The sequence below is a fragment of the Rhodococcus sp. NPDC003322 genome (assembly GCF_053589555.1).
In genome coordinates, this window is sequence record NZ_JBSFSC010000011.1 from 1 (window position 1) to 25999 (window position 25999).

28 protein-coding genes are annotated in these 25999 nt (G+C 69.6%); 13 read left to right on the plus strand and 15 right to left on the minus strand.

What is annotated here, in order from left to right; genetic code table 11:
- Positions 1 to 275 precede the first annotated feature (275 nt).
- Positions 276 to 1049 (plus strand): DeoR/GlpR family DNA-binding transcription regulator, encoded by a 774-nt coding sequence (locus tag ACWDUM_RS27805; protein ID WP_450116011.1) that lies wholly within the window; start codon positions 276 to 278, stop codon positions 1047 to 1049.
- 46 nt (positions 1050 to 1095) lie between these two features.
- On the plus strand, positions 1096 to 1482 hold the full coding sequence (locus tag ACWDUM_RS27810; protein ID WP_450136475.1) for a DUF1304 domain-containing protein: 387 nt from the start codon (positions 1096 to 1098) through the stop codon (positions 1480 to 1482).
- 54 nt (positions 1483 to 1536) lie between these two features.
- Here ACWDUM_RS27810 and ACWDUM_RS27815 read toward each other — a convergent pair whose 3' ends face one another.
- The 14 genes from ACWDUM_RS27815 to ACWDUM_RS27880 form a co-directional block, all read right to left on the minus strand.
- Positions 1537 to 1971: a MaoC/PaaZ C-terminal domain-containing protein gene (locus ACWDUM_RS27815; protein ID WP_450116013.1), complete on the minus strand. Its 435-nt coding sequence runs from the start codon at positions 1969 to 1971 to the stop codon at positions 1537 to 1539.
- Positions 1968 to 2417 carry an FAS1-like dehydratase domain-containing protein gene (locus tag ACWDUM_RS27820; RefSeq protein WP_450116014.1) on the minus strand — a complete coding sequence of 150 codons (450 nt, stop codon included), beginning with the start codon at positions 2415 to 2417 and terminating at the stop codon, positions 1968 to 1970. Before ACWDUM_RS27820 ends, ACWDUM_RS27815 begins: the two co-directional genes overlap by 4 nt.
- Positions 2418 to 2480: 63 nt before the next feature.
- The gene (gene lppU, locus ACWDUM_RS27825) at positions 2481 to 3074 is read right to left on the minus strand and encodes an LppU family putative lipoprotein (RefSeq protein ID WP_450136476.1); all 594 of its coding nucleotides are present in this window, start codon (positions 3072 to 3074) and stop codon (positions 2481 to 2483) included.
- Between the two features lie 154 nt (positions 3075 to 3228).
- Positions 3229 to 3825 carry a TetR/AcrR family transcriptional regulator gene (locus tag ACWDUM_RS27830; RefSeq protein ID WP_450116016.1) on the minus strand — a complete coding sequence of 199 codons (597 nt, stop codon included), beginning with the start codon at positions 3823 to 3825 and terminating at the stop codon, positions 3229 to 3231.
- A gap of 105 nt (positions 3826 to 3930) precedes the next feature.
- Positions 3931 to 4554 (minus strand): hypothetical protein, encoded by a 624-nt coding sequence (locus tag ACWDUM_RS27835; RefSeq protein ID WP_450136477.1) that lies wholly within the window; start codon positions 4552 to 4554, stop codon positions 3931 to 3933.
- A gap of 27 nt (positions 4555 to 4581) precedes the next feature.
- Complete coding sequence (locus tag ACWDUM_RS27840; protein ID WP_450136478.1) at positions 4582 to 5832, minus strand: MlaD family protein; 1251 nt, start codon at positions 5830 to 5832, stop codon at positions 4582 to 4584.
- A gap of 5 nt (positions 5833 to 5837) precedes the next feature.
- Complete coding sequence (locus ACWDUM_RS27845) at positions 5838 to 6941, minus strand: MlaD family protein (protein WP_450136479.1); 1104 nt, start codon at positions 6939 to 6941, stop codon at positions 5838 to 5840.
- Positions 6938 to 8044: an MCE family protein gene (locus ACWDUM_RS27850; protein WP_450136480.1), complete on the minus strand. Its 1107-nt coding sequence runs from the start codon at positions 8042 to 8044 to the stop codon at positions 6938 to 6940. Before ACWDUM_RS27850 ends, ACWDUM_RS27845 begins: the two co-directional genes overlap by 4 nt.
- Positions 8041 to 9093, minus strand: coding sequence for an MCE family protein (locus ACWDUM_RS27855; RefSeq protein ID WP_450136481.1), 1053 nt, complete (start codon positions 9091 to 9093; stop codon positions 8041 to 8043). Before ACWDUM_RS27855 ends, ACWDUM_RS27850 begins: the two co-directional genes overlap by 4 nt.
- Before the next feature lie 4 nt (positions 9094 to 9097).
- The gene (locus tag ACWDUM_RS27860) at positions 9098 to 10135 is read right to left on the minus strand and encodes an MlaD family protein (protein WP_450136482.1); all 1038 of its coding nucleotides are present in this window, start codon (positions 10133 to 10135) and stop codon (positions 9098 to 9100) included.
- Positions 10132 to 11442, minus strand: a complete 1311-nt coding sequence (locus ACWDUM_RS27865; RefSeq protein WP_450136483.1) for an MlaD family protein — start codon at positions 11440 to 11442, stop codon at positions 10132 to 10134. The genes ACWDUM_RS27860 and ACWDUM_RS27865 overlap by 4 nt, the downstream gene beginning before the upstream one ends.
- 3 nt (positions 11443 to 11445) lie before the next feature.
- Positions 11446 to 12303 carry an ABC transporter permease gene (locus ACWDUM_RS27870; RefSeq protein WP_450136484.1) on the minus strand — a complete coding sequence of 286 codons (858 nt, stop codon included), beginning with the start codon at positions 12301 to 12303 and terminating at the stop codon, positions 11446 to 11448.
- Complete coding sequence (locus ACWDUM_RS27875) at positions 12304 to 13101, minus strand: MlaE family ABC transporter permease (protein WP_450136518.1); 798 nt, start codon at positions 13099 to 13101, stop codon at positions 12304 to 12306.
- Between the two features lie 405 nt (positions 13102 to 13506).
- On the minus strand, positions 13507 to 14754 hold the full coding sequence (locus ACWDUM_RS27880) for an MFS transporter (RefSeq protein WP_450136485.1): 1248 nt from the start codon (positions 14752 to 14754) through the stop codon (positions 13507 to 13509).
- A gap of 48 nt (positions 14755 to 14802) precedes the next feature.
- Here ACWDUM_RS27880 and ACWDUM_RS27885 point away from each other — a divergent pair, with 48 nt between their 5' ends.
- The 5 genes from ACWDUM_RS27885 (at position 14803) to ACWDUM_RS27905 (ending at position 19406) form a co-directional block, all read left to right on the plus strand.
- Positions 14803 to 15129 (plus strand): ArsR/SmtB family transcription factor, encoded by a 327-nt coding sequence (locus ACWDUM_RS27885; RefSeq protein ID WP_450116026.1) that lies wholly within the window; start codon positions 14803 to 14805, stop codon positions 15127 to 15129.
- Between the two features lie 67 nt (positions 15130 to 15196).
- Positions 15197 to 16351, plus strand: coding sequence for an NADH:flavin oxidoreductase (locus tag ACWDUM_RS27890; RefSeq protein WP_450136486.1), 1155 nt, complete (start codon positions 15197 to 15199; stop codon positions 16349 to 16351).
- A gap of 90 nt (positions 16352 to 16441) precedes the next feature.
- The gene (locus ACWDUM_RS27895) at positions 16442 to 17914 is read left to right on the plus strand and encodes a hypothetical protein (RefSeq protein ID WP_450136487.1); all 1473 of its coding nucleotides are present in this window, start codon (positions 16442 to 16444) and stop codon (positions 17912 to 17914) included.
- Between the two features lie 140 nt (positions 17915 to 18054).
- Positions 18055 to 18582 carry a DUF1990 family protein gene (locus tag ACWDUM_RS27900; protein ID WP_450136488.1) on the plus strand — a complete coding sequence of 176 codons (528 nt, stop codon included), beginning with the start codon at positions 18055 to 18057 and terminating at the stop codon, positions 18580 to 18582.
- Between the two features lie 80 nt (positions 18583 to 18662).
- Positions 18663 to 19406 carry a GTP pyrophosphokinase gene (locus ACWDUM_RS27905; RefSeq protein WP_450116030.1) on the plus strand — a complete coding sequence of 248 codons (744 nt, stop codon included), beginning with the start codon at positions 18663 to 18665 and terminating at the stop codon, positions 19404 to 19406.
- 24 nt (positions 19407 to 19430) lie between these two features.
- Here ACWDUM_RS27905 and ACWDUM_RS27910 read toward each other — a convergent pair whose 3' ends face one another.
- Positions 19431 to 20609 (minus strand): acyl-CoA dehydrogenase family protein, encoded by a 1179-nt coding sequence (locus tag ACWDUM_RS27910; protein ID WP_450136489.1) that lies wholly within the window; start codon positions 20607 to 20609, stop codon positions 19431 to 19433.
- 155 nt (positions 20610 to 20764) lie between these two features.
- On the opposite strand from ACWDUM_RS27910, the gene fabG reads away from it, so the two are divergent.
- From fabG to ACWDUM_RS27940, 6 genes are all read left to right on the plus strand, one after another.
- Positions 20765 to 21505, plus strand: a complete 741-nt coding sequence (gene fabG, locus ACWDUM_RS27915; RefSeq protein ID WP_450136490.1) for a 3-oxoacyl-ACP reductase FabG — start codon at positions 20765 to 20767, stop codon at positions 21503 to 21505.
- A complete protein-coding gene (locus ACWDUM_RS27920) occupies positions 21505 to 22716 on the plus strand; it encodes an acetyl-CoA C-acetyltransferase (protein ID WP_450136491.1) in 1212 nt (403 codons plus the stop codon). Before fabG ends, ACWDUM_RS27920 begins: the two co-directional genes overlap by 1 nt.
- 5 nt (positions 22717 to 22721) lie before the next feature.
- Positions 22722 to 23174: a MaoC family dehydratase gene (locus ACWDUM_RS27925; RefSeq protein ID WP_450136519.1), complete on the plus strand. Its 453-nt coding sequence runs from the start codon at positions 22722 to 22724 to the stop codon at positions 23172 to 23174.
- 98 nt (positions 23175 to 23272) lie between these two features.
- On the plus strand, positions 23273 to 24145 hold the full coding sequence (locus ACWDUM_RS27930) for a LysR family transcriptional regulator (RefSeq protein WP_450136492.1): 873 nt from the start codon (positions 23273 to 23275) through the stop codon (positions 24143 to 24145).
- On the plus strand, positions 24145 to 25026 hold the full coding sequence (locus ACWDUM_RS27935) for a LysR family transcriptional regulator (RefSeq protein ID WP_450136493.1): 882 nt from the start codon (positions 24145 to 24147) through the stop codon (positions 25024 to 25026). Before ACWDUM_RS27930 ends, ACWDUM_RS27935 begins: the two co-directional genes overlap by 1 nt.
- A gap of 142 nt (positions 25027 to 25168) precedes the next feature.
- Complete coding sequence (locus ACWDUM_RS27940) at positions 25169 to 25819, plus strand: ScbR family autoregulator-binding transcription factor (RefSeq protein WP_450116036.1); 651 nt, start codon at positions 25169 to 25171, stop codon at positions 25817 to 25819.
- The last annotated feature ends 180 nt before the right edge of the window (positions 25820 to 25999 follow it).

Here is a 25999-nt window from a genome sequence, read left to right on the forward strand (position 1 = left end):
CGCTCCTCCGCCAGCACCGCCAACTCCACCAACTCCCGCGGACCGAACTGCTCCGCCGACGCCTTGTACCCGAGCTTGAGTGCCACCGTTCCTCCAATTCCGCAGGTGGCGATTCGCGCCCAGCACACACGCCAACCTTGCACGCTTTCGCGCATCAATTGCCTGCAATCATGCAAACCGCGCGTTCGACTGTCAATATGTGAGCGCTAGGACGGCTACTATCGGGTGCACGTCGCCCCCGAAGCAGCCGGACACCGCCCGAGGAGGAACCCGCTTTGTCTGCGAGCACACGACGACACGAGATACTCGAGCGACTCGCGACGGACGGTTACGTCGAGGCGAAGACGCTCTCGCGCGACCTCGGCGTGGACGCGTCGACGATTCGCCGCGACCTCGATGCGCTGGCACGAATGGGCAAAGCGGAACGGACCCACGGCGGCGCCCGTCCGGTCGAGGGCGCACTCTCCGAAATCCCCTACGCGGTAAAGGAAAACACCCGCAGGGCCGAGAAGGCCGCGATCGCACACGAAGCGGCGGGCCTCGTCCGCGACGGCGACAGCGTGATCCTCGACAGTGGCTCGACCACCTATCAGATCGCCACCGCCCTGCGGCAGCGGTCCGGCCTGACGATCCTCACCAACGACCTGCGCATCGGCAAGTACGTCGCCACCTTCCCCGATGTCCGACTGCTGGTGGCCGGTGGCGAGCTGCTGGGGTCCGTGTTCACCCTCGTCGGCGAACGCACCGTCGAGTTCCTGTCCGACTACTCGGTCGACTGGACGTTCCTCGGAGCGGACGCCATCGACCCCGGCGCCGGAATCACGAACACCAACACCCTCGAGATCCCGGTCAAGCGCGCCATGATCGCCGCGGCCGCACGCACGGCGGTGGTCGCGGACAGCTCGAAGTTCGGGCAACGCGCCCTCGCCCGGGTGGCGACCCTCGCCGAGGTCGACACGATCGTCACCGACGCCGGGCTGACCTCCGAGCAGATCGACGGGTACGGCGAGGGTCTGCGACTCGTCGAGGCGGACACCGCCGCGACGTGAGCGCCGCCCTGATCGACAATGCAGGTCACCGGAAGAAGGAGTGACCATGGTGACCGCAGGCTTGACCCTCGCCGCGCTGGCGGCTGCCCTGCACGTCTACATCTTCGTGCTCGAATCCCTGCTGTGGACGGCGCCGCGCACCCGCGCGACGTTCGGGACCTCCGCCGACGAGGCACTCGCCACGAAGGAACTCGCGTTCAACCAGGGGTTCTACAACCTGTTCCTGGCGATCGTCACCACCGTCGGAGTCATCACGGTCGCGATCGGCTCGACCGCGGTCGGAGCTGCGCTGGTCTTCGCGGGAGCGGGCTCGATGCTGGCCGCGGCACTGGTCCTGCTGGTCTCGTCGCCGGACAAGGCCCGCGCGGCGCTCACCCAGGGCACCCTGCCGCTGCTCGCCGTCGTCCTCCTCGCGCTCGGACTCGCGCTCTGACGAACCCTGCCGACGGTCGCGCCCGATGTGGCACGACCGCGGCCAGGCGCGGGACTACGCGGGGAACCGGACGTGCGCCTGCGTCTTCCCCAGCACGGTCTGCCCACCACAGGTGACAGTGATGTCGAGCCGCGCGGTCCGCGTCTCGTCGTCGAGGCGCGCCACCTTCGCGGTGACGGTCAGGTCGGCGCCGGTGATCGGGTCGACGACGACCGGCCGCGTGAACCGGGTCTCATAGGAGGTCACGGCGGTGGGGTCGCCGACCCAGTCGACCACGACCTGCAGCGCCAGGCCGGCGGTGAGCATCCCGTGGGCGAGCACACCGGGCAGCCCGACACTCTCCGCGACGGCATCGTTGTAGTGGATCGGGTTCGTGTCCCCCGACGCACCGGAGTACCGGACCAGGTCCTCCCGGGTGACGGTGAGGTCCGACTTGGCGACGACCGCACCGAGCTCGAGGGCGGCGAAGGGGGTGGTGCTGGTGGTCATGCGTCATCTCCTCGGACGAGCAGGCTGGAGGTGATGGTCGCGACCGACCCGCCGGCGGCGTCGCGAATCTCGAAGACGGTGGTGAGGATCGCGTTGCCGGCGCGCTCGGTGACGTCCGTGATCGTCAGCGTGGTCGCCAGGTCGTCGCCGGCCACGATCGGGCGATGCGGCTCGATCCTCTCCGATCCGTGCACGACGCGGCTGGGCTCCAGGCCGGTGTCCGGGGACTCCACCAGCTGCAGGATCGCCCGGCCCGCCATCACCGTGGTGAACGTGGGCGGCGCGATGACGTCGTCGAAGCCGGCCGCGCGGGCCGCCTCGACGTCGTGGTGCAACGGGTTGGTGGACCGCACGGCGCGGGCGAACTCCCGGATCTTCTCGCGGCCGACCAGGTAATTCGTCGGCGGGAAGACCCGGCCGGCAAGGGTCGGGATCGGTGATGGCATCGCCCGAGCCTATCGGGGCGCGACGTTTTACTGGGCGGTACCGGTCGAGATTTGTGACCGGAACTACGAGGTCACCGTCTCCGTGCACACCGTGAACTCCCGCTCCGGGTGGGTGAAACCGCCCTCGGAGCACCGTTCGACGTCGGTGACGCCCTCGACGATCTCGGTCACCCGCTCGACCGACGACGCGGTCGGGTCCGTGCATTCGACCCGGAACGGTTCCTCGTCCCCGTCCGGCACGCTCATGCAGCCGCCGACCACCCAGTCGATGTCCAGGCAGAGTGCGCCCTGCTCGATCGACCCGAAGGTCTCGTAGTAGACCTGATCGGCGTCCGACGGGCACTGCGCGTTCTTCGACGCCTTGCCGATGACCTTGTAGTTCGAGTCCGCGCTTCCGCAGGTCGCCTTATCGATCTCGGCCGCGTCCACGGTTCCGCCGAGCTGCACGCAGTCGCCGACCTCGGCCCGGAAGTCCGTCCGGCCGCCGCCGTCGCCGACGTCCTGGCCCACGATCGTCGGCACCGGCGCCGAGATCGTCGTGTCCTGCGCCTCGGCAGTGCCCTCGACGGTCTCCGCCGAACAGGCCACGGACGCGGCCACGAGGAACGCTCCGGCGACCACCCCGGCCACCCGTGCCGCCGCTCCCCAACCAGTCACCGCGCAACCTCCGTCATCGTCGAGTCCGTCACCGGTCCGGCGATGCGCCGGATCGGCTCCGATCCTCACCGATCGGCTCGGCGCACCGCTCGGCACCCACCCCGTCCCGCCGACCGCGGGGTCTGCTATCGGCGGCACCGGGGGCCGGCGGCGGTCAGGCGAGCGGCCCGTCCTCCCGCGGTCCCTCGTACTGCTCCAGGAACTTCTCGACCAGCGCGAAGGATTCCTCGTGTCCGCCGGCCATGCCGAGGTGGGACTCCATGACGAGCACCCGGGAGAGGCTGGTGATCAGCACCGACACCACCTCCGGGGTGTAGTCGGGGTCCACGCCGTACCGGGGCAGGATCTCGGCGAGCGCCTCGGCCTGCGCGGCGCGGAATCGCTCGGAGTAGTCCGCGATCGCCTGCCGGATCTTCGGGCGGTGGTTGGCCATCGCGATGAACTCCATCGTGACCACCACGGCGTTCGGGTCCGTGCTGAATTCCCACAGCGCCCGCAACGGCTGCGGCGACTTCATCAGCCGAGCCTGGTACTCGAGTCCCATGTCGGAACGACGCTGGAACATCTCGAGCAGCAACTCGTCCATGGTGCGGAAGTAGTAGTACACGAGCTGAGGTTTGAGACCGGCCTTCTGCGCGACCCGACGCGAGGTGACCGCCGCGTATCCCTCCTCGAGAAGGAGTTCCTCCGCCGCATCCAGCAGCACGCCACGGTTCTTCGCATCCGGCGCACCGATCCTGCGCGTCGACACGCTATTGCCACCTCCGCGTACACATCTCGCGTCGCCTTGGCCCCCTTACGAGAATGCAGCAGATACTAGCGTGCACGCACCCACTGCCCTCGCGTCCGTCCCCGGTCACGGCAGGTCCACCTTCGACGCCAGCCACCGGCCGTCCACCAGCTCCATCGTCATCACCACCCGGCTGCGGTCCATCCGCGGCTCGGGGGTGACCGTGTTCGTGACGGCCTGGTCGACGAACAGCAGCACCTCCACCTTGGTCTCGGTCGCGGACTTGATGCCGTCCTCGATCACGGTCCCCTTGGCGGTGGCGTGGTTGTCCATCAGCAGTTGTTTGAGCTGTTCACTCGACTTGGCGTACATCTCCTTGAATTCGCCGGTCGCGCCGTCCAGCACATCGGCGAAGTTCTGGTCGAGCCCGTCGGCGTTCACGCTCGTCAACGTCACCGCGTAGTTTCGCGCGGTCGCCCGCGCCTGATCGGCGGCCGACTCGATGTCGTTGGCCTCCTTCAGCTTCCAGCCGAGAACGGCCGCGCACGCCAGCGCGGCAACGGTCACGAGAACCAGCGCCGCGACACCCAACCGGCGAAACCGCCGCCCTCCGCTCGACCCGACGCCGGGCGGGGGCGGCGCCTGGTCGCTCCCGCCCTGGTCCGGAGAGTCGTTCTCGGCCTTGGACGTTTCGTCGGCCGAGCCCTCGAGTTCGCGACCTTCGGTCTCGATTCGGGTGTCCGTGCTCATGTCACTCTCCTGTTCGTCATCCATCGGTCAGCCACCCTGGCCGGGAAGTACGGGGCCCGCGTAGGGCAGCGGGATGGAGTAGGGGCCGGTCGGGGTCGGCGTGGCCGTCTGCTCACGATCGCCCTGCGGGCTCGGACTGGAGAACGGATCGTTCGCCGGCCGTGGCGCGTTGCGGGCGCCGCGGATCAGCACCGACGGGTCCGGGTCCGGGCAGTCCACGTTCAGCAGCGGTTCCGGGAAATCGGCCTGCCACGGAGGCAGCCGCGACACGTTGTAGTCGCACGAGTTGCGGGGATGGATGTTCACGGCCGCCCAGATGCCGCCCTCGTGGAACACCTTCGAGATCGCGTCCAGCGTGGACCCGGTGCGGTACTGCGGGAAGAAGAACTCCTGCAACGCCGGCACCCGGAGGTAGGCAAGCTGGGAGACGGTGGTCAGGTTGCCGAGCAACTGCACCATCGTCGGCGAGTTGTCCGCGATCATCGCGTCGACGGACGCCAGTGTGGCGGGCGCCCGATCGAGCAGGGCGCGCAGCCCCGCGTCCTTCGCCTCGACCCCCGCGAGCACCTGCTTCAGGCTGCTCGCCGTGGACTGCAACCCGCTGCCGTCACCCAGCGAGCCCAGCGCCACCCGGCTGGTGTTCATCAGGCTGACCGTCTGGGGCAGAACGGAATCCAGCGTCGACACCAGGAAGGTGCCGCCGTCGACGATCGCGGCGAGCTTCCGGGGCCCGTCGGGGCCGACGCCCAGTTCGTCGATGACGGCGTGCAGTTGATCCGGGTCGATCTGGGCCAGCATGCCGTCCAGGTTGCCCATCAGGGAGGACAGCGGAACCGGGGTCACGGTGTCCGCCGCGGCCACCTCCGAGCCGTCCTCCAGGTACGGTGCCCCGTCGTCGGTGGGCCGGAAGTCCAGGTACTGCTCGCCGGCAAGCGACAGCCCTGCCACCCGCACCTCTCCCCCGGTGGGGATCCGGGTGGACGAGTCGATGGCGGCGAGCGCGACGACACCGTCGTCGGTCAGCTCCACCGCCTCCACCTTCCCGACCGGGACACCACGCAGGGTGACGTTCTGGTCGGGCAGCAGGCCGCCGGTGTCGGCCAGGTGCACCCGCACGGTGATCGTCGAATCCGTCGGCCGGACCCCGAAGACGCCGACCGTCATGTAGGCCGAGCCCAGCAGGAGGATGGCCGCCAGCCCGAGTGCGGACGCGCCGAGGCGGTGTGCCGAGACGTAGCGCACCGCCGAGACCAGCCAGCCCGCCGGCCGTTCCAGCATGCCGGTCACCGTCCCGGTCCGATCCACTTGTCCCGCAACCGTTGCAGCGTGTACGTAAGGGTGCCGACGGCAGCGGCGGCGTCACCGCTCTCCGGGATCCTGCTGCCCGGATCGGCCGCGTGGTTCGGATCGGCGATCGCGCCGAGGGCGAGGTCCTGCAGGTCCGCGTTCACGTGCGCGGACGTCGAGTTGGTGATCTTGATGATCGGGGCGAGCATCTCGTTGACCGCGTCGAGGTCCGCGTTCGGATCGTTCGCGGCACGGGCCAGCTCCGCCGCAATGCGGTTGAGGTCTGCGACCATGCCACCCGGCGCGGTCCCCGCGATGGACGGATACCGTTCGAGCTGCCGGGCGACCCGGTCCAGCCGGCCCAGCAGGGCCAGCGCCTGCTCGGTGTTGGCGGACACCGCACCGGTCGCCGGTGCCGCTGCCGCCATCAGATCGGCGATCGCGGTCTGCTGGCCGGCGAGCGTCCGCGCCAACTCCGCGGACTCCTCCAGGACGCCGCGGATCTCGTCGTTGCGGGACGCAAGGTTGTTCACCAGACCGGTGGACCGGTCGATCAAGCCGGACAGCCCCTCGCCGCGATCACCGACCGCGGCGCCGAGACCGTTGACGACCTTCGTCGCATCCCGCAGGACGCCACCGTTGACCAGCAGCGCCGCAGTGGTGAGCACCTCCTCGACCGTGGCGGCGGCCGACGTCGACTCGAGCGGGATGCCGTCACCGTCACCGAGCATCGCGGTGCCCGGCGGTGGGTTGTCGGGGATGTGCACGGCAACGAAGATGTCCCCGAGCGGCGTCGCGGAGCGCAGTTCGGCGGTGCTGCCGACGGGCAGCTGCACCCCGTCCATGATCCGCATCCGCACCACGGCCGTGTAGTTGTCGACGGACATCGACTCGACCTCGCCGACGTCGACGCCGGACAGCTTGACCTTCGCCGCCGCGGGCAGGTTCAACGCGTTGGCGAAGGTTGCGGTCAGGGCGTACGAGTCACCACCGACACCGGGTGCGGGTAGTGGCAGGTCCTCGAGCCCGACGCCGCAACCGGAGACGAACACCGCCGCCGCGACGCAGATCCCGGCCAGTGCGGTCCGCCGGCTGTTCACCGGGCACCCCCCGCCAGTCCCTCCAGCATCCCGGAGATGCCGTAGTCGGGGCCGAAGTCCGCGAGAGTTCCGGTACTGCAACCCAACTGCTTCATGCCGAGCAGGTTGCACACCTCCTTCGTCAGCTGGCTGTCGAAGAACACCTTCTCCAGCTGGGCGTGCACCCGGGCGCTGCCGGTCTGCTGGTCCATCGAGTTGTAGGCGTTGTCGAGCAGCAGCGGGGCCAGGTCCAGGAACTCGGCCAGCTGCCGCTGGTAGTCGACCAGCGCACCGGTGACGGTGGTCGCGCCGGATGCCGTGCCCTGCAATGCTTCCCGGTTGGCGTCCAGGATGCTGGTGGCCTGGTCGAGGATCGCGTTGAGTTTCGCGCCGGTGTCCCCGGAGCCGACCTCCGACTTCGCGAGCACCTCGGCGAGCTGGTTCATCGTGGAACCGAACTCGGTGATCTGCTGCTGGTTGTCGGCCGCCACCCCGCTCAGTGTCGCCAGGTTGTCCACGACGGTGGTGATCGCGTTGCGGGTCTGGTCACCGCCGTCGTCGCCGAGCCGCAGGGCCTGCGACAGGCTGGTCAGCGCGGACTTCATCGCGTCCCCGTTCCCGACGGTGATCGCCGCACTCACGTCCAGCAGGTTCGACACCGGCCCGTGCCCCTGCCCGTCTCCCTGCAGTTCCTGCGCCATCGCGTCCGCCATCGACAGCAACCGGTCGAACTCGACCGGGGTGCGGGTGTGGTCGGGGCCTATCACCGCGCCGTCAGCGAGGATCGCGCCCCCGGTGTACGGCGGGGTCAGTTCCACGTGCCGGTCGGTCAGCACCGAGGTGGACACCGTGACCGCGGATACGTCCGCCGGGACGGCGACGTGACGGTCGAGGCTCATGGTCACGTCGACCTTGGTGCCCTGCGGCTCGATCCGGATCACCGAGCCGACCTCGATGCCCAGCACCGAGACGGCGTTGCCCACGTACAGTCCGGCGCCGCTGTCGAATTCGGCGGTCACCTCGATGGTGTCGTCAGACGTGACGGCGCTGCCGACCAGGCATGACGCCAGGACCGCGAGCACGCCGAGCGCGACGATCCCGAGCAGTGGCTTCGTCACCTTCATCGGCAGTCTTCCAGGTAGGGCGGCAGGTTCATCTCGTTCGCCCGGCCGCTGATCGCACACATCCAGCTGTCGATGAGCGGTCCGGCGGGGGCGGTGAAGTCGACCTCGTTGGCGGTGCCGGTGGCGTTGGTGAAATTGCGCAGCGGCACCGGCAGGATCTCCAGGATGTTGCGCAGCAACGCGTCGTTGTCGGTGAGCGTCTGGAGCAGGCCCCGCAGGTCGGCGACCAGGGCGTCGATCTCCGGCTGCCGGCCGACCACGGTGCTGTCGAGCCGGTCGATGAGTGTGGTGGTCGCCGACAGCAGACGTTCCAGGGTGGCCTGCCGCAGCACCACGTCCTGCACCAGTCCGGTGCCGTCGGTGACGAGCTGTCCGAGCTGTCCCTGCTGGGCGCGGACCGCATCGGTCAGGTCGGCGGTGTTGCGCAGCAGCGACCCGATCTGGTCCCGGCGGTCGGCCAGGATCGACGACAGGTTCCCGATGTTGGTGAGTACCTGTGGCACCAGCTCGGGAGTTCCGGCCAGCTGGTCGGACAGGGTGTTCATGGCCTGCCCGATCTTCGCGGCGTCGACCTGCTCGAAGGTGGTGGTGGCGTCGCCGAGGACCTGCTGCAGATCGTACGGAACGTCCGTGTGGTCCAAGGGGATCCGGCGGTCCGTGAGTTCACCGTCGCCGGCCGGACGCAACTCCAGGTATCGGGACCCCAGCAGGGTGGTGAGCTTGATCGACGCCCGCGTCGACGATCCGAGTGGGACGTCGCGGTCGACGCGGAAGCCGACCACCACGTGGTCGCCCGCGAGTTCGGTGCTGTCGACCGAGCCCACCTGGACACCGGCGACGCTGACCGAGTCGCCGGGCGCGATGCCGGCGGCCTGCGCGAAGTCCGCCCGGTAGGTGACCTCCCCGGCGCCCGAGCGCGACACGCCGAGCACCACCGCCAGCGACACGACGATCGCCGCGACGGTGACGATGCCGACGGTCAGCGGCCGGTGTTCCTCGACCGGACGGCGCAGCGTGCGCAGCGCATTCTTCACATCGATTCGCGACATCGGGTCACCTACAGACCGGGGACTGGGTGATCCGGCCGCCGGGGGTGGCATTGGCGACGACGGTCGGGATCACGTTGCTGAGCGCGGGTACCAGGGTGACGTTGAAGTTGCACAGGTAGGTGTTGAGGTAGCTGCCCTCCTGGCTCACCCGGGCCAGGCCCTTGAGCAGCGGCGGAAGGTTGAATCCGAAGAACCCGAACGAGTCCTTGTTCTCGAGGAAGTGATCGACGAAACCCGGTTCGCGCGAAAGAATCTGGTCGATCTCGGGTTGCGCCTGTTCGGCGAGGCCGGCGGCCTGGTCGGCGACGGTGGCGACCCGGCCCAGCTGGTCGGACAACTCGTCCCGGCGCGCCGAGAGCGAACTCAGGATGGCGTGCGACTGCGAGATGACGGTGTCGAGGTCGCCGCGCTGGGCGGCCAGGGAGCCGACGACCCCGTCCAGGTTGACGATCAGGTCGCCGAGGACCTGATCGGGCCCGGCGAGCGACTCGGCGAGGCTGGAGGTCTGTGCGACCAGTGTGGCCACCGACCCGGTGTCCCCCTGCAGTGCGCTGATCACCGCGCTGGTGATGTTGTCGACCTGGGCCGGGTCGAGGACGCTGAACAGAGGCTCGAATCCGTTGAGCAGTCCGGAGATGTCGAACGACGGCTCGGTGTGCTCGACCGGGATCTCGCTGCCGTCCTCGAGCACCTGCGGATCGCCGAAGTTGCCCAGCGACAGGCCGAGGTACCGCTGCCCGATCACGTTCTGGTAGGTGACGGACGCCTTGGTGTTCCCGAAAAGCAGCTGGTCGTCCTCGACGCGGAACGCGACCCGGGCGAGCGTGCCGTCGAGGGTCACGCCGTCGACCCGGCCCACCCGCACCCCGGCCATCCGGACGTCGTCGCCCTCGTGCAACCCGGACACATCGGTGAACATCGCCGTGTAGGACCGCGTCGCACCCTGCACGGAGCGCTGCAGCGTGACCACCACTGTCGAGGTGAGCAGCGCCGACACCAGCAGGAACAGGGTCAGGCCGATCAGCGGCCTCCGGATGCTCACGGCCCCTCCTCCGGTGTCACGTGCACGACCGCCCCACGGGCGAGCGGACCGAGGAGGAACTCACCGGCGCTCGTCAGGTCACCACCGAGGATGCGCGAGAGCATGTCCTTCTCCTCGGGGCTGCCCACCGGCCCGACGTTGCCGCCGACCGGTCCGGTGGTGTCCACCGCGTTCGGCACCACCGGTTGGACCTGGTTCTCGGGGATCACCGGTTGGGCGACGGTGTCCGGAGCGGTGGTGCAACTCGGTCCTGCGAGGTCGCCGTAGCGGGGGCAGTCGGCGCGGGTGTAGAGGCGATGCGGAGTGAGCTGAAACATGAACTTGCCGGTGGCATTCTGCTGTCCGCGCGGCCAGAACTCCTGGAACCACTTGGCGGAGATGGCGTTCATGCGGGTGACGATCGGAGTGAACGAGGGTGAGCCGTCGGCGAGCACCGAGAGCACCGGCGCCATCTGCGTGGTGATACCGATGATCCGGTCGGTGTTGTTCTCCAGCGCGTCCCCGACCGTGCCCAGGGTGCCGGAGCCGGCACTGAGCAGAGAGGTGAGCGCGGCCTCCTTCTCGGTGAGGGTGCGCAGCGGGACCACCGCGTGGTGCAGTGCGTCGAGCAGGTCAGGGGCGGAGTCACGCAGGCCGCGGACGGCGGTGCCGAGCGCGTCGAGGGTGGACGGCGCACCGGTCGGGGTGACCACGGCGCCGATCTCGCGGGTGATCCGGTCGAGTTGCCTTCCGGCCTCGACGATGTCGTCGCCGCGCCGGTCGGTGGCCGCGGCCACCGCGGCGAGGAGGCCTACGGTGCGTTCGCTGCCGACCCGCCCGGTGGCGGCGACGATCTCGCGCAGCTTGGTCAGCGCGGACTGCAGTTGCACCGTTTCCAGGCTCTCGTCCTGGGGAATCTCGGCGCCGGCCTGCAGAGCCGGTGCGGGCCCGTTGTCGACCAACTGGATCGAGGCGACGGCGAAGACGTTGCTTGGCACCACGCGGGCGGTCACCGTTCCCGGAATCCCCTCGGCGTGGCCCGGTTCGAGGGCGACCTGCACCCGGTTCGGGGCGCCGCCGGTACCCGGCGTCACGCCGGTGACCTCGCCGACCAGCAGACCGCGGAACTTCACGTCGGAGTGCGAGGGCAGCCCGTCACCGACGTCGGCGAGCAGCGCCGTGGCCGGAATCGCCTGGGTGAAACCGCCGTTCATCTTGACCACGGCGCCTGCCACCACGATCCCGACGACGAGCAGCGCGAGCGCGCCGCGCAGCAGCAGGCTGGTCTCCGACGGCCCTCGGCCGTCGATCTCGAAGCGGTTCGGCACCGGTCAGCCTCCCAGCCGCGCGCTCGAACCGATGCCCCACAGGATGATGGTGAACAGCAGGTTGATCACAACCATCGTGGAGATGCTCGCCCGCATGGCCCGCCCGGCGGCGACACCGACGCCCTGCGGACCCCCCGCCGCGTAGTAGCCGTAGTAGCACTGGATTGTGCTCGTGATAAGCACGAAGACAACGGCTTTCACGAGCGAGTAGACGACGTCGGTCCCACTGAGCACCATCCGGAAGTAGTGGTCGTAGGTACCGGAGGACATGCCGCGCGACATCCCGATGACCAGTCGCACCGCCACGTAGTTCGCGGCCAGGCACACGAGGTAGAGCGGAATCACCGCGACCACGGACGCCGCCAGCCGGGTGGTGACCAGGTACGGGATCGACCGGATGCCCAACGCCTCCATCGCGTCGATCTCCTCGGAGATCCGCATGGCACCGAGCTGGGCGGTGAACCGGCACCCGGCCTGCGCGGCGAACGCGAGCGAGGCCATGATCGGCGCGAGTTCCCGGGTGATCGCGGTCGCCGAGATCATGCCCGTGGCCGGCTCCAGCCCGAGCAGGTGCAGCGCGTTGTACCCCTCGATGCCGACGATCGCGCCGGCGGCCGCACCGAGGACGATGATCACTCCCGCGGTGCCGCCGCCCACCACCAGGGACCCGTTGCCCCAGGTGACGTCGGACAGGATCCGCAGGAACTCCTTCCGATAGTGCCTGAGCGTCAACGGAATCGACGCCAGCGCACGCACCAGGAAGGTAACCATGTGGCCGAGCCGGACCGCCGTCCCGGTCGGCGCCGCGACGGCCCGACCGATCGCGCGGCCACCGGGAACCGCGAAGTACCGCGACGCCATCTAGAACCCGACCCGGGGGAAGAGGATGACGTACAGCTCGGTGAGCCCGACATTGACGAGCATGAGCAGCAGGATCGACGCGACCACGGTGGCGTTGACGGAGTTCGCGACACCGGCGGATCCGCCGCGGGTGTCGAGTCCCTTGTGGCAGGCCACGATTGCCACGATCGCACCGTAGACGACGGCCTTGATCATGGTCAGCACGAAGTCGCCGATGGTAGCGAAGGAGGCGAAGGTGGCCACGAAGCTGCCCGGGGTTCCGTTCTGCACGAACGTGTTGAACAGGTAGCCGGTCAGGAAGCCCACGAAGCAGACCAGCCCGGTCAGGGCGACCCCGACGAGGATCGCCGCCGCCAGCCGCGGCACGACGAGGCGGCGCACCACCGAGATGCCCATCACCTCGAGGGCGTCGATCTCGTCGCGGATCTTGCGTGAGCCCAGGTCCGCGCAGACGGCCGAGCCCGCGGCGGACGCCATCAGCAGGGCCGCGACCATCGGCGCGCCCTGCCGGATGACGGCGAGTCCGCTCGCCGCACCCGCCAGCGAGGTCGCGCCGACCTGGCCGGCGAGCAGCCCGAACTGGATGGACATGGTGACGCCGATCGGGACCGCGACGAACAGGGTCGGCATCGCCGTCGCGGAGACCATGAACGCCGCCTGGCGGACGAATTCGCGGAAGGGGAACTTCCACGTGACGATGTCGAGGATCAGGTACTGGATGGCGCGAATTCCCAGCACCGCCTGCCCGCCGACGGTCTCGAGCGACGCCACCGGATGCCGCTGGAGGTAGCCGCGCATCCACTGGGTGATCTCGCGGACCGACGACCGTCGTGTCGGTTCGTCGCCGAACGGCGCGGCCGAGACGCCGTCGCCCCGTCCGTCCGCACGAACACCCACGTGTGCCATCGAGCCTTCACCACCATCCCGCGAGCCCCGGGCGTCGACCCGGGAGCATTCGATCGTGATCGGTCCTGCTCACTGTTGATCCCCTGTAATGCTGATCAGGTGCTCAGCATGTGGGGAGAATGTCTATCACGCACGTCCGAGTGTGGTCAAGGACACATCGATCGGACCCGCACGAAGACCGGACAGAGCCGACCAGGTCGGGCACGAGCCAACTGCACCAACGGATCTCACAGAGATCGCAGGACGCGAACCGACACGAGCGGCCGAATGGCCGTGGTGGTTCGGCGAGGGGCCGCGTCAGTCCCGCGACCCGAACCGGCTCAGCAACGCGGCCGTGGTGGCGAGCAGCGTGATGACGGTGCCGTATCCGTAGGCGGTCACGGCGAGGCCGAGATGCGGCACGAGGAGACCGGCGACGACGGCCGGGACGCCGAACGCCACGTAGCTGACGACGAAGATCGCGGCGAACACCTCGGCGCGGTCGCCGGGCCGGGTCAAGGGCGTGATGGAGCGCAGCACCCCGAAGAAGGCGGTGCCGAATCCGGTCCCGGCGATCATGACCGCGAGGTAGTAGCCGGGCAGCGAGTCGACGGCGAGAGCGGCGAGGGTCGACGCGGTACCGACGGCGAGGGCGGTGGTCCCGTACAGGGTGATGGCGCGGGGCGTGCGGTTGCGGATCAGGAAGGCGGCGAGCGCACCGCTGCCGGCGAGCAGCGTCACCACCAGCCCCTGAGCCAGATGTGAGGACCCGCCGAGTTCGGTGGCGACGATCGCGGGGCCGAGGGAGAGATACAGCCCACCGGTGGCCCAGCCGGCGAAGACCGCGGGGGCGCTGCGCGCGAACACCGCCCGCACGTCACCCGGCAACGCCACCCGCGGCCGCAGCGACGACCACAGTCCCTCGTGACGCGGCGCCGTCTCGGGGACGGTCCACACCCCGACGGCCAGGAGCAGGTAGAGCCCGGTCAGGGTGCCGAACACACCCGCCAGCGCACCGTCCTCGGCACGGTCGAGGACGACACCCGACACCAGCGCGCCGACCGCCAGGCCCATCATCGGTGTGATCGCGTTCCACGCCGCCGCCGACCCGGGTCGGTCCCGCGGTTCGAGGTCCACCACGGCCGCCGACAGCGCGGACAGCAGCACACCGCTGGCGACGCCCTGCAGGATCCGGGCCGCGACGAACCCGGCGGCGCTGTCCGCGTGCCAGAACAGCACGACGCTGACGGCCAGGAGCACGAAGCCGACCGAGATCACCGGTCGCCTGCCCAGATGGTCGGAGACCGACCCGACGACGAGCAGGGTGGCGAGCAGCGCGATCGCGTACACGGCGAACACGGCGGTGGTCATGACGGGGGTGAACCCGAGCTCGGCCTGGATCACCGGATAGAACGGGGACGGCGCGCTTGCGCCGGCCATCATCGCGGTGGCCGCGGCGAGCACCAGCCGAAATCCCCGACGTCCCCGAGCCCCGAGGTCCGGCGTCGAGGGCGGTACGACGGGAGTGGTCACATCGACCGCATAGTTCGACTTGTTTGGAACCATTAGCGAAGGTTACATTCGCACCGGGAATGGTTCAACTATTATCGAACCATGACCGAGGTTTCGAAGCTGCCACACCCGGACCGCGAGGACATCGAACTCACGGGCGTCCTGTTCGCGCTCAGCGACGACGCGCGGCTGGCCCTGGTGCGGCAGTTGTCGGCCGGCCCGCAGGACATGGTGGACTGCTGCACGGCGCTCGGCGAGGACCTGCCCAAGTCCACGAAGTCGCACCAGGTGAAGGTGCTGCGGGAGGCGGGCGTGATCAACAGCGAGCTGCGTGGACGCAACCGCCGGTTGACGCTACGCCGCGCCGACCTCGACGCCCGGTTCCCCGGACTGCTCGACGCGGTGCTCACCGAGCACCACGAGGGCTGACCCGGGTCCCGTCCCCGACCGCGCGCGAACGTCGCACGGCCACAGCGCAACACGAGTGGGAGAATCAATGACCGACCTGCGCGAGGAGACCATCGACGTCAACCCGGCGAGCACCCTGCTCGACGGCGCCGACGTCACCCCGTTGCTCGAACCCGCCTCGATCGTTCCGGGTCTCGAACTCTCGAACCGGTTCGTTATGGCCCCGATGACCCGGAAGTTCTCGCCCGGCAACACCCCCGGCGACGACGTCGCGGAGTACTACGCGAAGCGCGCCGCCTCCCTCGGGCTGATCGTCACCGAAGGCACCTACGTCGACGAGTACTCGGCCGGCGCCAGCAACCGCGTCCCGGTGTTCTACGGCGAGGAATCGCTCGCCGGCTGGCGTCGCGTCGTCGACGCGGTGCACGCCGAGGGCGGCCGGATCTTCCCGCAGCTGTGGCACCTCGGCGGCACCCGCATCGCAGGCGCAGGCCCGAACACCGACGCCCCGATCGTCAGCCCCTCCGGCCTCGGCCTCGACGGCGGGCAGGTCGGCGACCCGGCAACCGCCACCACCATCGACGGCATCATCGACGCGTTCGTCCGCGCCGCCGCCGACGCACAGGCTGTCGGCTTCGACGGGATCGAACTACACGGCGCCCACGGCTACCTGCTCGACCAGTTCACCTGGGAGCACACCAACCGGCGCACCGACTCCTACGGCGGCTCCGTCGCGAACCGGATGCGGATCAGCGCCGAGATCGTCGCGGCGATCCGGGACCGCGTCGGCGCCGACTACCCGATCTCCTACCGCTTCTCCCAGTGGAAGGGTGGCCATTACGACGCCCGGATCGCCGAGAGCCCGAACGAACTCGAACAGCACCTGACCCCGCTCGTCGACGCGGGCGTGTCGCTGCTGCACGTGTCGACGCGCCGCTACTGGCTGCCCGAGTTCGACGGCTCCGACCGCACCCTGGCCGGCTGGACCAAGCACCTGTCCGGGCTTCCGGTGATCGCGCTCGGCTCCGTCGGGGTGTCCGCACCGTTCCTCGGCCAGGCCGCCGAGGGCCAGGCCAGCCTGTCACTGGCGCCGCTGATGGAGCTGTTCGCACGCGGCGAGTTCGACCTGGTCGGCCTCGGCCGCGCCGTCCTCGCCGACCCGCACTGGGTGCGCAAGGTCGCCGCGGGCGAACTCGACTCGATCCAGCCGTACCACAAGGATCTCGAGTCGGTCCTCGTCTGATCCCGCGATGCTCCTGCCGCGGAAGATTCTGCGCGGCAGGAGCATTGCGGTGTACCCTCGACCGCATGACCGTCACGACTTGCCGAAAGAATGTCCCGGCCGCCTGCTAACCCGCGAGAGCACAGGCTCTCCATCCCCGAGATCACCCGGGCCGTCACCGAACGATTCCCCGAGCAACTGGCCGCGTTCCGCGAGGTACTCGATGCCGCCGTCCACGAGCGTGGATGGCCCACCAGCGCGCACCGCCGATGGCCTCGGGACTCGTACGAGCCCGATGGAGCGGCGATCGACACGCCCGACGCCCGCGTCCGGATCGGCTACAGCTTTCAGGATGCCGACGATCTCGGTTCGTTTGCGCCGGGTACCGATCCCCAGGCATTCCGCATTCACGTCCACGGCTACCCCGGTCGACACCCCGACCTGAGGTCTTCCGGAAGCGAACGAATACCACTGTCGCGGAACGAGAGCGAGGGATGGGTACGAGCCGCGCTGCCTGCCGACTGGAGCGACCACGCCTACGAACTCATCCAGGTCGACCGGCCTCGTCGATCGGGCGTGCCCTACCCCCAGTCGATCTACCTGGTCCTCGTCGACGGAGGTGGCACGCCGATTCTCGCGCCGGACAACATGTCCTGGAATCGGTTGTGGCAAGGACAGTTCGAACCACGCAAGCTCGAACCCAACCCCGTGAACACCGATCTCGTCGAGTACCTCGCCCGCTTCGGGCCCTTCGTCGACACCGCGACGATCCGCGACCCGCGCACCGACCCGGACGGCGGCTGGAGGGTCGAGATCTCCGGCGACGATCCGGCCGGCCTCACCCCGGTCGCCCGGGACACCTTCGACCGTGCCTGCCGGTCGCTGCGCATCCGCGGCGCGGTCACGAGAGGTTTCCACCCCCTCCGCATCGTCCTCGACAGCACCGTCGTACACGTACATTTCCACTGGAAGCTGAACCCGAACGTTTTCGCGATGAACTTCCGGCTGCCGCAGACCGAGAAGGACTTCCGCGGTCCACCGATCGACAGCCCGGGCGGCGTGGTCTCCACCCTTCTCATGGACTGGATGGAGGAGCTCGACACCGGGCTGGTCGTGCGCGGCACCCGCACCCGACGGGACGGCGTCCTGCACATCGGACCTCCGTCGCGGCGCCGGTCCAAGCGCAGCGCCTACGGGATCGGCACCGTGCCACTGCACGAGCGATCCGGAGCGTGGCTGGCGACAGAGGGCCTCCACATCGACCCGGCACTGTCCGCGAAGGACGGCGTGACGCTCGCGGCGTGGATCCAGGCGTACGAGAACAACGCCGACGGCCGTCCGTTCGTCGGGCATGCCGCAGCCGTCTGGATCGCGGACGGCATCGCGCGGATCGACGTGCTCGAGGTGGTGCCGGGCACACCAGACGAGGTGCTCGAGCGGCTGGCGTTCGCCCTGACGCACAGACTCGCCGACGCCGGCGCCACCCGCATCGACGCGGTGGCCGACCATCCGGTGCTGACGGCTCTCGGATATCGACCGGGGCCGTCGGGTGGTGCGACTCTCGACGTCAGCACGATGCCGTGAGCGGCAACGGAGCCCGCGTGCACACACGCTTTCGGGCGTGCACACACGTAATACACCGTCATCAGGTGTGTGCACGCGGGAAAGTCTGTGTGGACCGACACAGCGGACGACAACCGGCCTCACCGCCTAGTCTCGGATCCATGGCCCGCCGACCCATGTTCGACCCAGGCCCGGGCGAACGGAACACGCACCTGACCTACCCGGAGGTCGGTGCCACCGCGACGGAGCTGCCTGCGGGCTACCACCACGTCCGCCGGTCGCGGACGATCGGCCGCGGCGAGGCGGCGTTTCGTGCGGCGGCCGACGCCGTGCTCGGCTGGGACATGCACCGCCGCGCGGGTGTCGACGTCACCGCGACCACCCTGCACGCCGAGGTCGGTTCCCGGGTGACGCTGCGTGTCGGCGTGGGTCCGCTGCACCTCGACGCCCGCTGCGAGGTGGTGTACGTCGTCGACGAACCGCGACGGCGGGGCTTCGCCTACGGCACCCTGACCGGACACCCCGAGCGCGGGGAGGAGCTGTTCTGCGTCGAGTGGTGCGGCGACGACACCGTGGTGCTGGACGTCGTGGCGTTCTCCCGCCCGGCGACGTGGTGGTCGCGGGCCGGTGCGCCGATCGCCCGGCTCGTGCAGCGTCGCATCACCGACCGGTATTTGCGGGCACTGTGACGCGCGGCGGCACAATGGACGGGGAGCACCTTTTACCGTGCCGCCGTCCCGGGCGGCGCAACCGCAGTGAGGAAGTACCCGTGAGCACCCACTTCTCCGGCGACGGCACCGAGCCCGAGCTGGCGATCCTGTCCGATCTCGTCCGCGAGGTGACCGGCACCGGGGAGGGCACTCCGGCAGAGCCGACGCTGGACTCACTGCGTGAGATGCAGCAACGTCTGACCCGATTCCGGCTCAACTACAAGTTCGCGATCGACGCCACCCTGACGAAGATCACCATCCTGCGCGAAGAGTTCGAACTCGCCCACGACTACAGCCCGATCGAGCACGTGAACACCCGGCTCAAGTCGATGGAGTCGCTGTTGACGAAGGCGATCCGCATCGGGTGCCCGCCGGACATCGACTCGATCCGCGCCCAGATCCGGGACATCGCCGGCATCCGGGTGACCTGCGCCTTCGTCTCCGACGCGTACTGGGTCGCCGAGATGCTCACCAGCCAACCCGACGTGACGCTCGTCGAGGTCAAGGACTACATCGCCAACCCGAAGGCGAACGGCTACCAGAGCCTGCACCTGATCGTGCAGGTGCCGGTGTACCTCTCCGATCGCACCGAGATGACGTACGTGGAGATCCAGATCCGCACCATCGCAATGGATTTCTGGGCAAGCCTCGAACACCGGATCTACTACAAGTTCGACAAGGCGGTGCCGCAGCGGCTGCTCGAGGAACTCAAGCAGGCCGCCGACGTGGCGACCGAACTGGACCGGACGATGGCCAGGCTGCACGACGAGGTCGCGGCGATCGAACGGGCCGCCGGGTCGTGAACCGGTGGCCGGCGGCGCCGGAACTCATCCCTTCTGCGCCGCCTTCACCAGCCCGCGCCCGATGATCAGCCGCTGAATCTCGCTGGTGCCCTCGTAGAGGCGCAGCAGCCGCACGTCCCGGTAGATCCGCTCCACCGGGACCTCGCGCATGTAGCCGCTGCCGCCGTGCACCTGGACGGCGAGATCTGCGACCTTCCCGACCATCTCGGTGCAGTAGAGCTTCGCCACCGACGGCGCGATCCGCCGGTCCTCACCGCCGACCCACTTGGCCGCGGCGTCCCGGACCAGCGCGCGGCCGGCCATCACCCCGGTCTGCTGGTCGGCGAGCATCGCCTGCACCAACTGGAAGTCGCCGATCGCGGTGCCCCCCTGGGTGGCGGTCGCCGCGTAGGCGACGGATTCGTCGAGGGCCCGCTGCGCCTGCCCGACCGCGAGCGCCGCGATGTGCACGCGCCCCCGCGCGAGCGATGTCATCGCGGCCCGGTAGCCGTCGTCCTCGTTGCCGCCGACGAGCGCCGCGGCGGGCACCCGGACGTCGGTGAACCGGACGTCGGAGGTCCAGGCTCCCTCCTGCCCCATCTTGCGGTCCTTGTGCCCGACCTCGACACCGGCAGTGTCCGCGGGGACCAGGAACACCGCGATCCCCTGGCCGTCGGCGTCGGCGGGACGGGTGCGCGCGAACACCACGAACAGGTCCGCGATGGGCGCGTTGGTGATGAACCGCTTCTCCCCGCTGATCACCCAGTCGTCACCGTCGCGGACGGCGCGGGTGCGGAGCCCGGACGGGTCGGAGCCCGCGCCGGGCTCGGTCAACGCGAACGAGGCGACCACCTCACCGGACGCGATCCGGGGCAGCCACTGTGCCTTCTGCTCGTCGGTGCCGAACCCGACGAGCACCTGTCCCGCGATGCCGTTGTTGGTGCCGAACATCGATCGCAGCGCCAACGTGGTGTAGCCGAGTTCCATCGCCAGCTCGACGTCCTGGGCCAGGTCGAGTCCGAGGCCGCCCCACTGCTGCGGGATCGCGTACCCGAACAGCCCCATCTCCTTGGCTGCGGCGCGGATGTCCTCCGGAATCGCGTTGCCGTCCATGATCTCCGGCTCACGCGGGACGACGGTGGACCGGACGAAGCGCCGGGTATGGTCGAGGATGTCGCGCAGATCGTCGGCGCCGACCTCGGCGCCTCCGGGCAGGGTGCTCATGCCGTCCACCCTCCCCCGCGCGCCGGACCGCGTCCAATAGGCATCCGCGCACCCGACCGTTAGCCAATCCCGATCTCGAGAACCTTCCTCGACGGCACGGGCCGTCACTACTGTGGCCCCCAGCATCGGATCACTTTCTGGAGAAGGACACCGACATGCCATTGCTGACCGACCGCACCGCCGTGATCACCGGCGGTGCACAGGGAATCGGCTATGCCATCGCCGAGCGTTTCGTCGCGGAGGGGGCGCGAGTCGTGCTCGGCGACGTGAACGCCGCCCAGGTCGAGAAGGCCGCCACCCGGCTCGGCGGACCCGACGTCGCGCGTGGGGTGGTCTGCGACGTCACCGTCGCCGACGAGGTGCAGGCCATGCTCGACACCGCGGTGAATTCGTTCGGCGGCCTCGACGTCCTGGTGAACAATGCCGGCATCACCCGTGACGCGACGATGCGCACGATGACGGAGGACCAGTTCGACCAGGTGATCGCCGTCCACCTCAAGGGCACCTGGAACGGGCTGCGGTTGGCGTCGGCGATGATGCGCGAACGCAAGAGCGGTGCGATCGTCAACCTGTCGTCGCTGTCCGGCAAGGTCGGTCTGGTGGGGCAGACGAACTACTCGGCCGCCAAGGCGGGGATCGTGGGCATGACGAAGGCCGCCGCGAAAGAGGTGGCGCACCACGGCATCCGGATCAACGCGATCGCACCGGGACTGATCCGTTCCGCGATGACCGAGGCGATGCCGCAGAAGGCGTGGGACCAGAAGATGACCGAGATCCCGATGGGTCGCGCCGGGGAGGTCACCGAGGTGGCGAACGTCGCCCTGTTCCTCGCCTCCGACCTGTCCTCGTACATGACCGGCACCCTGCTCGAGGTCACCGGCGGGAGGTTCATGTGATGCGTGAGGTCGTGATCTGCGAACCCGTCCGCACCCCGATCGGCCGGTACGGCGGGATGTTCAAGGGGCTCACCGCCGTCGATCTGGGGGTCACCGCGCTGCAGGGACTCCTCGAGCGCACCGGCGTCGCACCCCAGCAGGTCGAGGACGTCATCCTGGGGCACTGCAACGGCAACAGCGAGGCCCCCGCGATCGGCCGTGTCGTCGCGCTCGACGCCGGCCTGCCGGTCACCGTGCCGGGCATGCACATCGACCGGCGCTGCGGGTCCGGCCTGCAGGCGGTGATCCAGGCGGCGCTGCAGGTCGGCGCGGGAGACAACGACCTGATCGTCGCCGGCGGCAGCGAGTCGATGAGCAACGCGGCGTTCTACTCCACCGACATGCGCTGGGGCGGTGCCCGGGGAGGCGTGGCCGTGCACGACGGTCTGGTCCGCGCCCGCGAAACCGCGGGCGGCCGGTTGTATCCCGTTCCCGGCGGAATGATCGAGACCGCCGAGAACCTGCGTCGCGAATACAACATCGGCCGCACCGAGCAGGACGAGTTGGCGGTCGCGTCGCACCAGCGCGCCGTCGCCGCGCAGCGGGCCGGGATTCTCGCCGAAGAGATCGTCCCCACCACCGTCCCCGGGCGTCGCGGCGACACCGTGATCGACACCGACGAGCACCCGCGCGCCGACACCACCGTCGAATCCCTCGCCGCACTGCGTCCGATCATGGCGAAGACCGATCCCGAGGCCACCGTGACCGCGGGCAACGCCAGCGGCCAGAACGACGCCGCCGCACTGTGTTTCGTCACCACCCGGGAGAAGGCCGACGAACTGGGGCTGCGGCCGCTGGTGCGGCTGGTGTCCTGGGGACTGGCCGGGGTCGCGCCCAAGATCATGGGCATCGGCCCGGTCCCGGCCACCGAGGTCGCGCTGCGCAAGGCCGGCCTGACGCTCGCCGACATCGACGTCATCGAACTCAACGAGGCGTTCGCCGCACAGGCGCTCGCGGTGATGCGGGAGTGGAAGTTCACCGACGCCGACCGCGACCGCACCAACGTGCACGGCTCCGGCATCTCGCTCGGACACCCGGTCGGCGCCACCGGCGGCCGGATGCTCGCCACCCTGGCCCGCGAACTGCACCGCCGCGACGGCCGGTACGGACTCGAGACGATGTGCATCGGCGGCGGGCAGGGCCTGGCTGCGATCTTCGAGGCGGTGAGGTGATGGCCCTGCGTACCTTCGACTCGATCGACGCCCTGCGGTCCGCGCTCGGCGAGACCGTCGGCCCCGGCGAGTGGATCACCGTCGACCAGGACCGGATCGACGCGTTCGCCGAGACCACCGGCGATCACCAGTGGATCCACACCGATCCGGCGCGGGCGGCCACCGGGCCGTACGGCGCGACCATCGCCCACGGCTACCTCACCCTGTCGCTGCTCCCGGCGCTCGCCGCCGGCCTGTACGCGATCGACACCGGGTCGGCGCGGGTGAACTACGGCAGCAACAAGGTTCGCTTCCCCGCCCCGGTCCGCGTCGGCTCCCGGGTCCGGGCGTCGGCGACGCCGCTCGAGTGCCGCACCACCGACACCGGAACCTTTCTCACCACCCGGTTCGTGGTCGAGATCGAGGGCGGCGACAAACCGGCACTGGTCGCCGAGACGGTGACCCTGGTGGTGCCCTGACGGCGGTGCCGTCGAATTTGCCCTGACGGCGGCGCCGTCGAGACCGCCCCCGGCGGTGCCGTCGGGTCTGTCCTGCGCCCGGGTTCTACGATGGGCCGGTGGACCTGCTGCTCGCCGCCTACTTCGTCGCGGTGGTCGACCATGGCGGGATCACCAAGGCCTCCCGCGCGCTGTACATCTCGCAGCCGTCACTGTCCCAGGCGATCCGTACCCTCGAACGCAGGCTCGGCGTCACCCTGTTCGACCGCTCCGGCCGCACCCTCGAACTCACCGAGGCGGGCCGCAAACTCGACGTCGCGGCCCGCCGGATCCTCGCCGACGTCGAACGGGCGAAGGCCCGGGTGGCGTCGGTCCGCGAACTCACCTCCGGGCGGGTCGACGTGGTCACCACGTCGTCGTTCTCGATCGACCCGATGGTGACGCTGGTCGAGCGGTTCCGCCGACGACACCCGCAGGTCACCGTCAGGATCCGGGACACCCCGGGCCCGCTCGGCGTGCTGGCGGCACTGCGCAGCGGCGAGGCCGAGATCGGGGTCGTCGACCTGGCCGCCGACACCGGAACCCTGCGGACGGTGCCGATCACTTCCCAGGAAGTGGTGCTGGCGTTGCCGCCGGACCTGGCGGCCGGGCTGCCCGATCCGGTGCCGCGGGACCGGGTTCGGACGCTGCCGCTGATCGTCGACGGCGCGGGCCGGGGCGGCACCGGGCTGATCGGCGACCTGGTCGGCGAGTCCGGCGACCCGGTCGTGGTGGACTGCGCCCATCCGACCGCGACCTGGGACCTCGTGGCCCGCGGCACCGGCGCGACGGTACTGCCGCGAGCGGTCGCGGAGGGTCAGCTGCGGGGCCTCGCAGTCCGTTCCCTGGATCCCCCACTGGTCCGGCGGGTGGGTCTGGTGCTGCGCACCGGTCCGGCCTCTCCGGCCGCGGAGGCATTCGCGGCGGCCGCCGCCGACGGTGGGGAGGACTGATGGAACGACGACAGCTCGCGTATTTCCTCGCCGTCGCCGAACACGAGGGCCTGGGTGGCGCGGCCGCGGCACTGTCGGTGGCCCAGCCGACGATCTCGCAGGCGCTGCGGGCCCTCGAGCGCGAGCTGGGGGTCCCGCTGTTCCTGCGGGTCGGCCGCGGCATGGTGCTCAGCGCGGCGGGCCGCAGCCTGGTCGGTCCGGCCCGAAAGATACTGCGCGACATCACGTCCGTGCACGACCTGCTCGGCACCGCAGGCCCGCTGACCGGGCGGCTGGACATGACGGCGTTTCCCGCGCTGGCCTCGGCGGCGGTTCCCCTGGTCGCCGAGTTCCGTGCCACCTATCCGGAGGTCGTGGTCGGGTTCGGGGAGATGGCCGACGAGTCGACGGCGTCGGCACTGATCCGGGAGGGGCACAGCGAGTTCGTCCTCGCCCACCTGCCGATCGACGACCCCGCCCTCGAGGTGATCGAACTCGGCAGCCAGGAGTACTGGCTCGCATATCCGGCAGGCACCGATCTGCCGGACGGACCCGTCGCTCTGGCGCGGCTCCCCGAGATTCCAATGGTCTTCGTTCCGCAGGGCCACTCGGTGGCCGACGAGATCCAGGACGCCATCCGGGCCGCCGGGATCCGGCTGCCGAACGCGGTGCTGGTGGACCACCGTGAGGCCCGCATACCGATGGTGCTCGCCGGCATCGGCGGCAGCATCGTCGAGCGGTCGCTGGCCGAATCGGTGGCCGACCGGGCGGTGGTGCGGCCAATCGACCCACCGATCCGCCGGGGCTTCGGACTCGCCTTCGACCCCGAGACCCTCTCTCCCGTCGGCCGGGCCTTCGCCGACCTGGCACGCGACCGGACACACCCTAGGCCGGTGGAGTGACGGCACCTCCCGAATTCTGCGACGCGAACGCGGGGGCCGCCCTCGGCCCTCCGGGTGCAGGCGTCTTCGGCCATGATGGCGAGAGTCCCCGGCCGGGCATGTGGTCGTGGTATATCGGAACCGGGACGCGAACCGAGAGGACATGGGCGTAGTGGTCAAGCAGCAGAGGGCTATCGCAACCCGGCAACAGATCGTCCGGGCAGCCGCCACACGGTTCGACGAAACCGGATACGAGCGCGCCAGCCTGTCCGAGATCGTCGACCTGTCCAGCTTCACCAAGGGCGCCGTGTACTTCCATTTCAAGTCGAAGGACGAGCTCGCCGCGGTCGTCATCGAGGAGCAGCACGCGATCTCGATGGCCATGGCCGGGCGCATCCGGGAGACGGGCGCGCCTGCCCTCGAACAGCTGGTGATGTTCTGCTACGAGATGGGCCGCGAGATCATCGAAGACCCCATCGTCCGAGCCGGCATTCGCCTGACGCTCGAGATGAGCGCCGAGTCCGGCCCACCGCAGCCGTACCTCGACTGGATCGACAACCTCGATCAGGTGTTCCGATTGGCCATCGAAGAGGGCGACGTACTCGACAGCATCGATCCGGCCGCGGTCGCCCGCTACTTCGTCTCGGCGTTCACCGGCGTCCAGCTCGTGTCGAACGTGCTCGCGCAGCGCAGTGACCTCGAGGCTCGGCTCGCCGAGATGTTGACGTTCATCCTGCCGGCGATCGTCGCACCGCGGCGCCGTCACAAGATCCCTCGATACCTCGAGGCCAGGTGGGATCCGACGACCGCGTGACCCCACCTCACGGCCGGTGGCCCGCCGGATCGCGTCGTTCGTCGTCGCGATCGGCGTGACGTTCCCGGCCTGCCTCATCGCCCGTGAACTCCGCCTGTCGGAGACCACGGACAGGGCAGAGGCCTGACCGGGCGAACGGTCCTGCCGACCGCTCCGGCCGACACGCGACAACCATGCACG

What these genes read in the sequence shown, in the direction of transcription:
- ACWDUM_RS27870 (WP_450136484.1), bottom strand. Translation starts at nt 12,303, where the DNA reads ATGGCGTCGCGGTACTTCGCGGTTCCCGGTGGCCGCGCGATCGGTCGG.
- ACWDUM_RS27910 (WP_450136489.1), bottom strand. Translation starts at nt 20,609, where the DNA reads ATGAGCACCCTGCCCGGAGGCGCCGAGGTCGGCGCCGACGATCTGCGC.
- ACWDUM_RS27880 (WP_450136485.1), bottom strand. Translation starts at nt 14,754, where the DNA reads ATGGTTCCAAACAAGTCGAACTATGCGGTCGATGTGACCACTCCCGTC.
- ACWDUM_RS27810 (WP_450136475.1), top strand. Translation starts at nt 1,096, where the DNA reads ATGGTGACCGCAGGCTTGACCCTCGCCGCGCTGGCGGCTGCCCTGCAC.
- ACWDUM_RS27855 (WP_450136481.1), bottom strand. Translation starts at nt 9,093, where the DNA reads ATGTCGCGAATCGATGTGAAGAATGCGCTGCGCACGCTGCGCCGTCCG.
- ACWDUM_RS27875 (WP_450136518.1), bottom strand. Translation starts at nt 13,101, where the DNA reads ATGCGCGGCTACCTCCAGCGGCATCCGGTGGCGTCGCTCGAGACCGTC.
- ACWDUM_RS27850 (WP_450136480.1), bottom strand. Translation starts at nt 8,044, where the DNA reads ATGAAGGTGACGAAGCCACTGCTCGGGATCGTCGCGCTCGGCGTGCTC.
- fabG (WP_450136490.1), top strand. Translation starts at nt 20,765, where the DNA reads ATGCCATTGCTGACCGACCGCACCGCCGTGATCACCGGCGGTGCACAG.
- ACWDUM_RS27835 (WP_450136477.1), bottom strand. Translation starts at nt 4,554, where the DNA reads ATGAGCACGGACACCCGAATCGAGACCGAAGGTCGCGAACTCGAGGGC.
- ACWDUM_RS27935 (WP_450136493.1), top strand. Translation starts at nt 24,145, where the DNA reads ATGGAACGACGACAGCTCGCGTATTTCCTCGCCGTCGCCGAACACGAG.
- ACWDUM_RS27895 (WP_450136487.1), top strand. Translation starts at nt 16,442, where the DNA reads ATGTCCCGGCCGCCTGCTAACCCGCGAGAGCACAGGCTCTCCATCCCC.
- ACWDUM_RS27920 (WP_450136491.1), top strand. Translation starts at nt 21,505, where the DNA reads ATGCGTGAGGTCGTGATCTGCGAACCCGTCCGCACCCCGATCGGCCGG.
- ACWDUM_RS27820 (WP_450116014.1), bottom strand. Translation starts at nt 2,417, where the DNA reads ATGCCATCACCGATCCCGACCCTTGCCGGCCGGGTCTTCCCGCCGACG.
- ACWDUM_RS27940 (WP_450116036.1), top strand. Translation starts at nt 25,169, where the DNA reads ATGGGCGTAGTGGTCAAGCAGCAGAGGGCTATCGCAACCCGGCAACAG.
- ACWDUM_RS27840 (WP_450136478.1), bottom strand. Translation starts at nt 5,832, where the DNA reads ATGCTGGAACGGCCGGCGGGCTGGCTGGTCTCGGCGGTGCGCTACGTC.
- ACWDUM_RS27900 (WP_450136488.1), top strand. Translation starts at nt 18,055, where the DNA reads ATGGCCCGCCGACCCATGTTCGACCCAGGCCCGGGCGAACGGAACACG.
- ACWDUM_RS27885 (WP_450116026.1), top strand. Translation starts at nt 14,803, where the DNA reads ATGACCGAGGTTTCGAAGCTGCCACACCCGGACCGCGAGGACATCGAA.
- ACWDUM_RS27815 (WP_450116013.1), bottom strand. Translation starts at nt 1,971, where the DNA reads ATGACCACCAGCACCACCCCCTTCGCCGCCCTCGAGCTCGGTGCGGTC.
- ACWDUM_RS27890 (WP_450136486.1), top strand. Translation starts at nt 15,197, where the DNA reads ATGACCGACCTGCGCGAGGAGACCATCGACGTCAACCCGGCGAGCACC.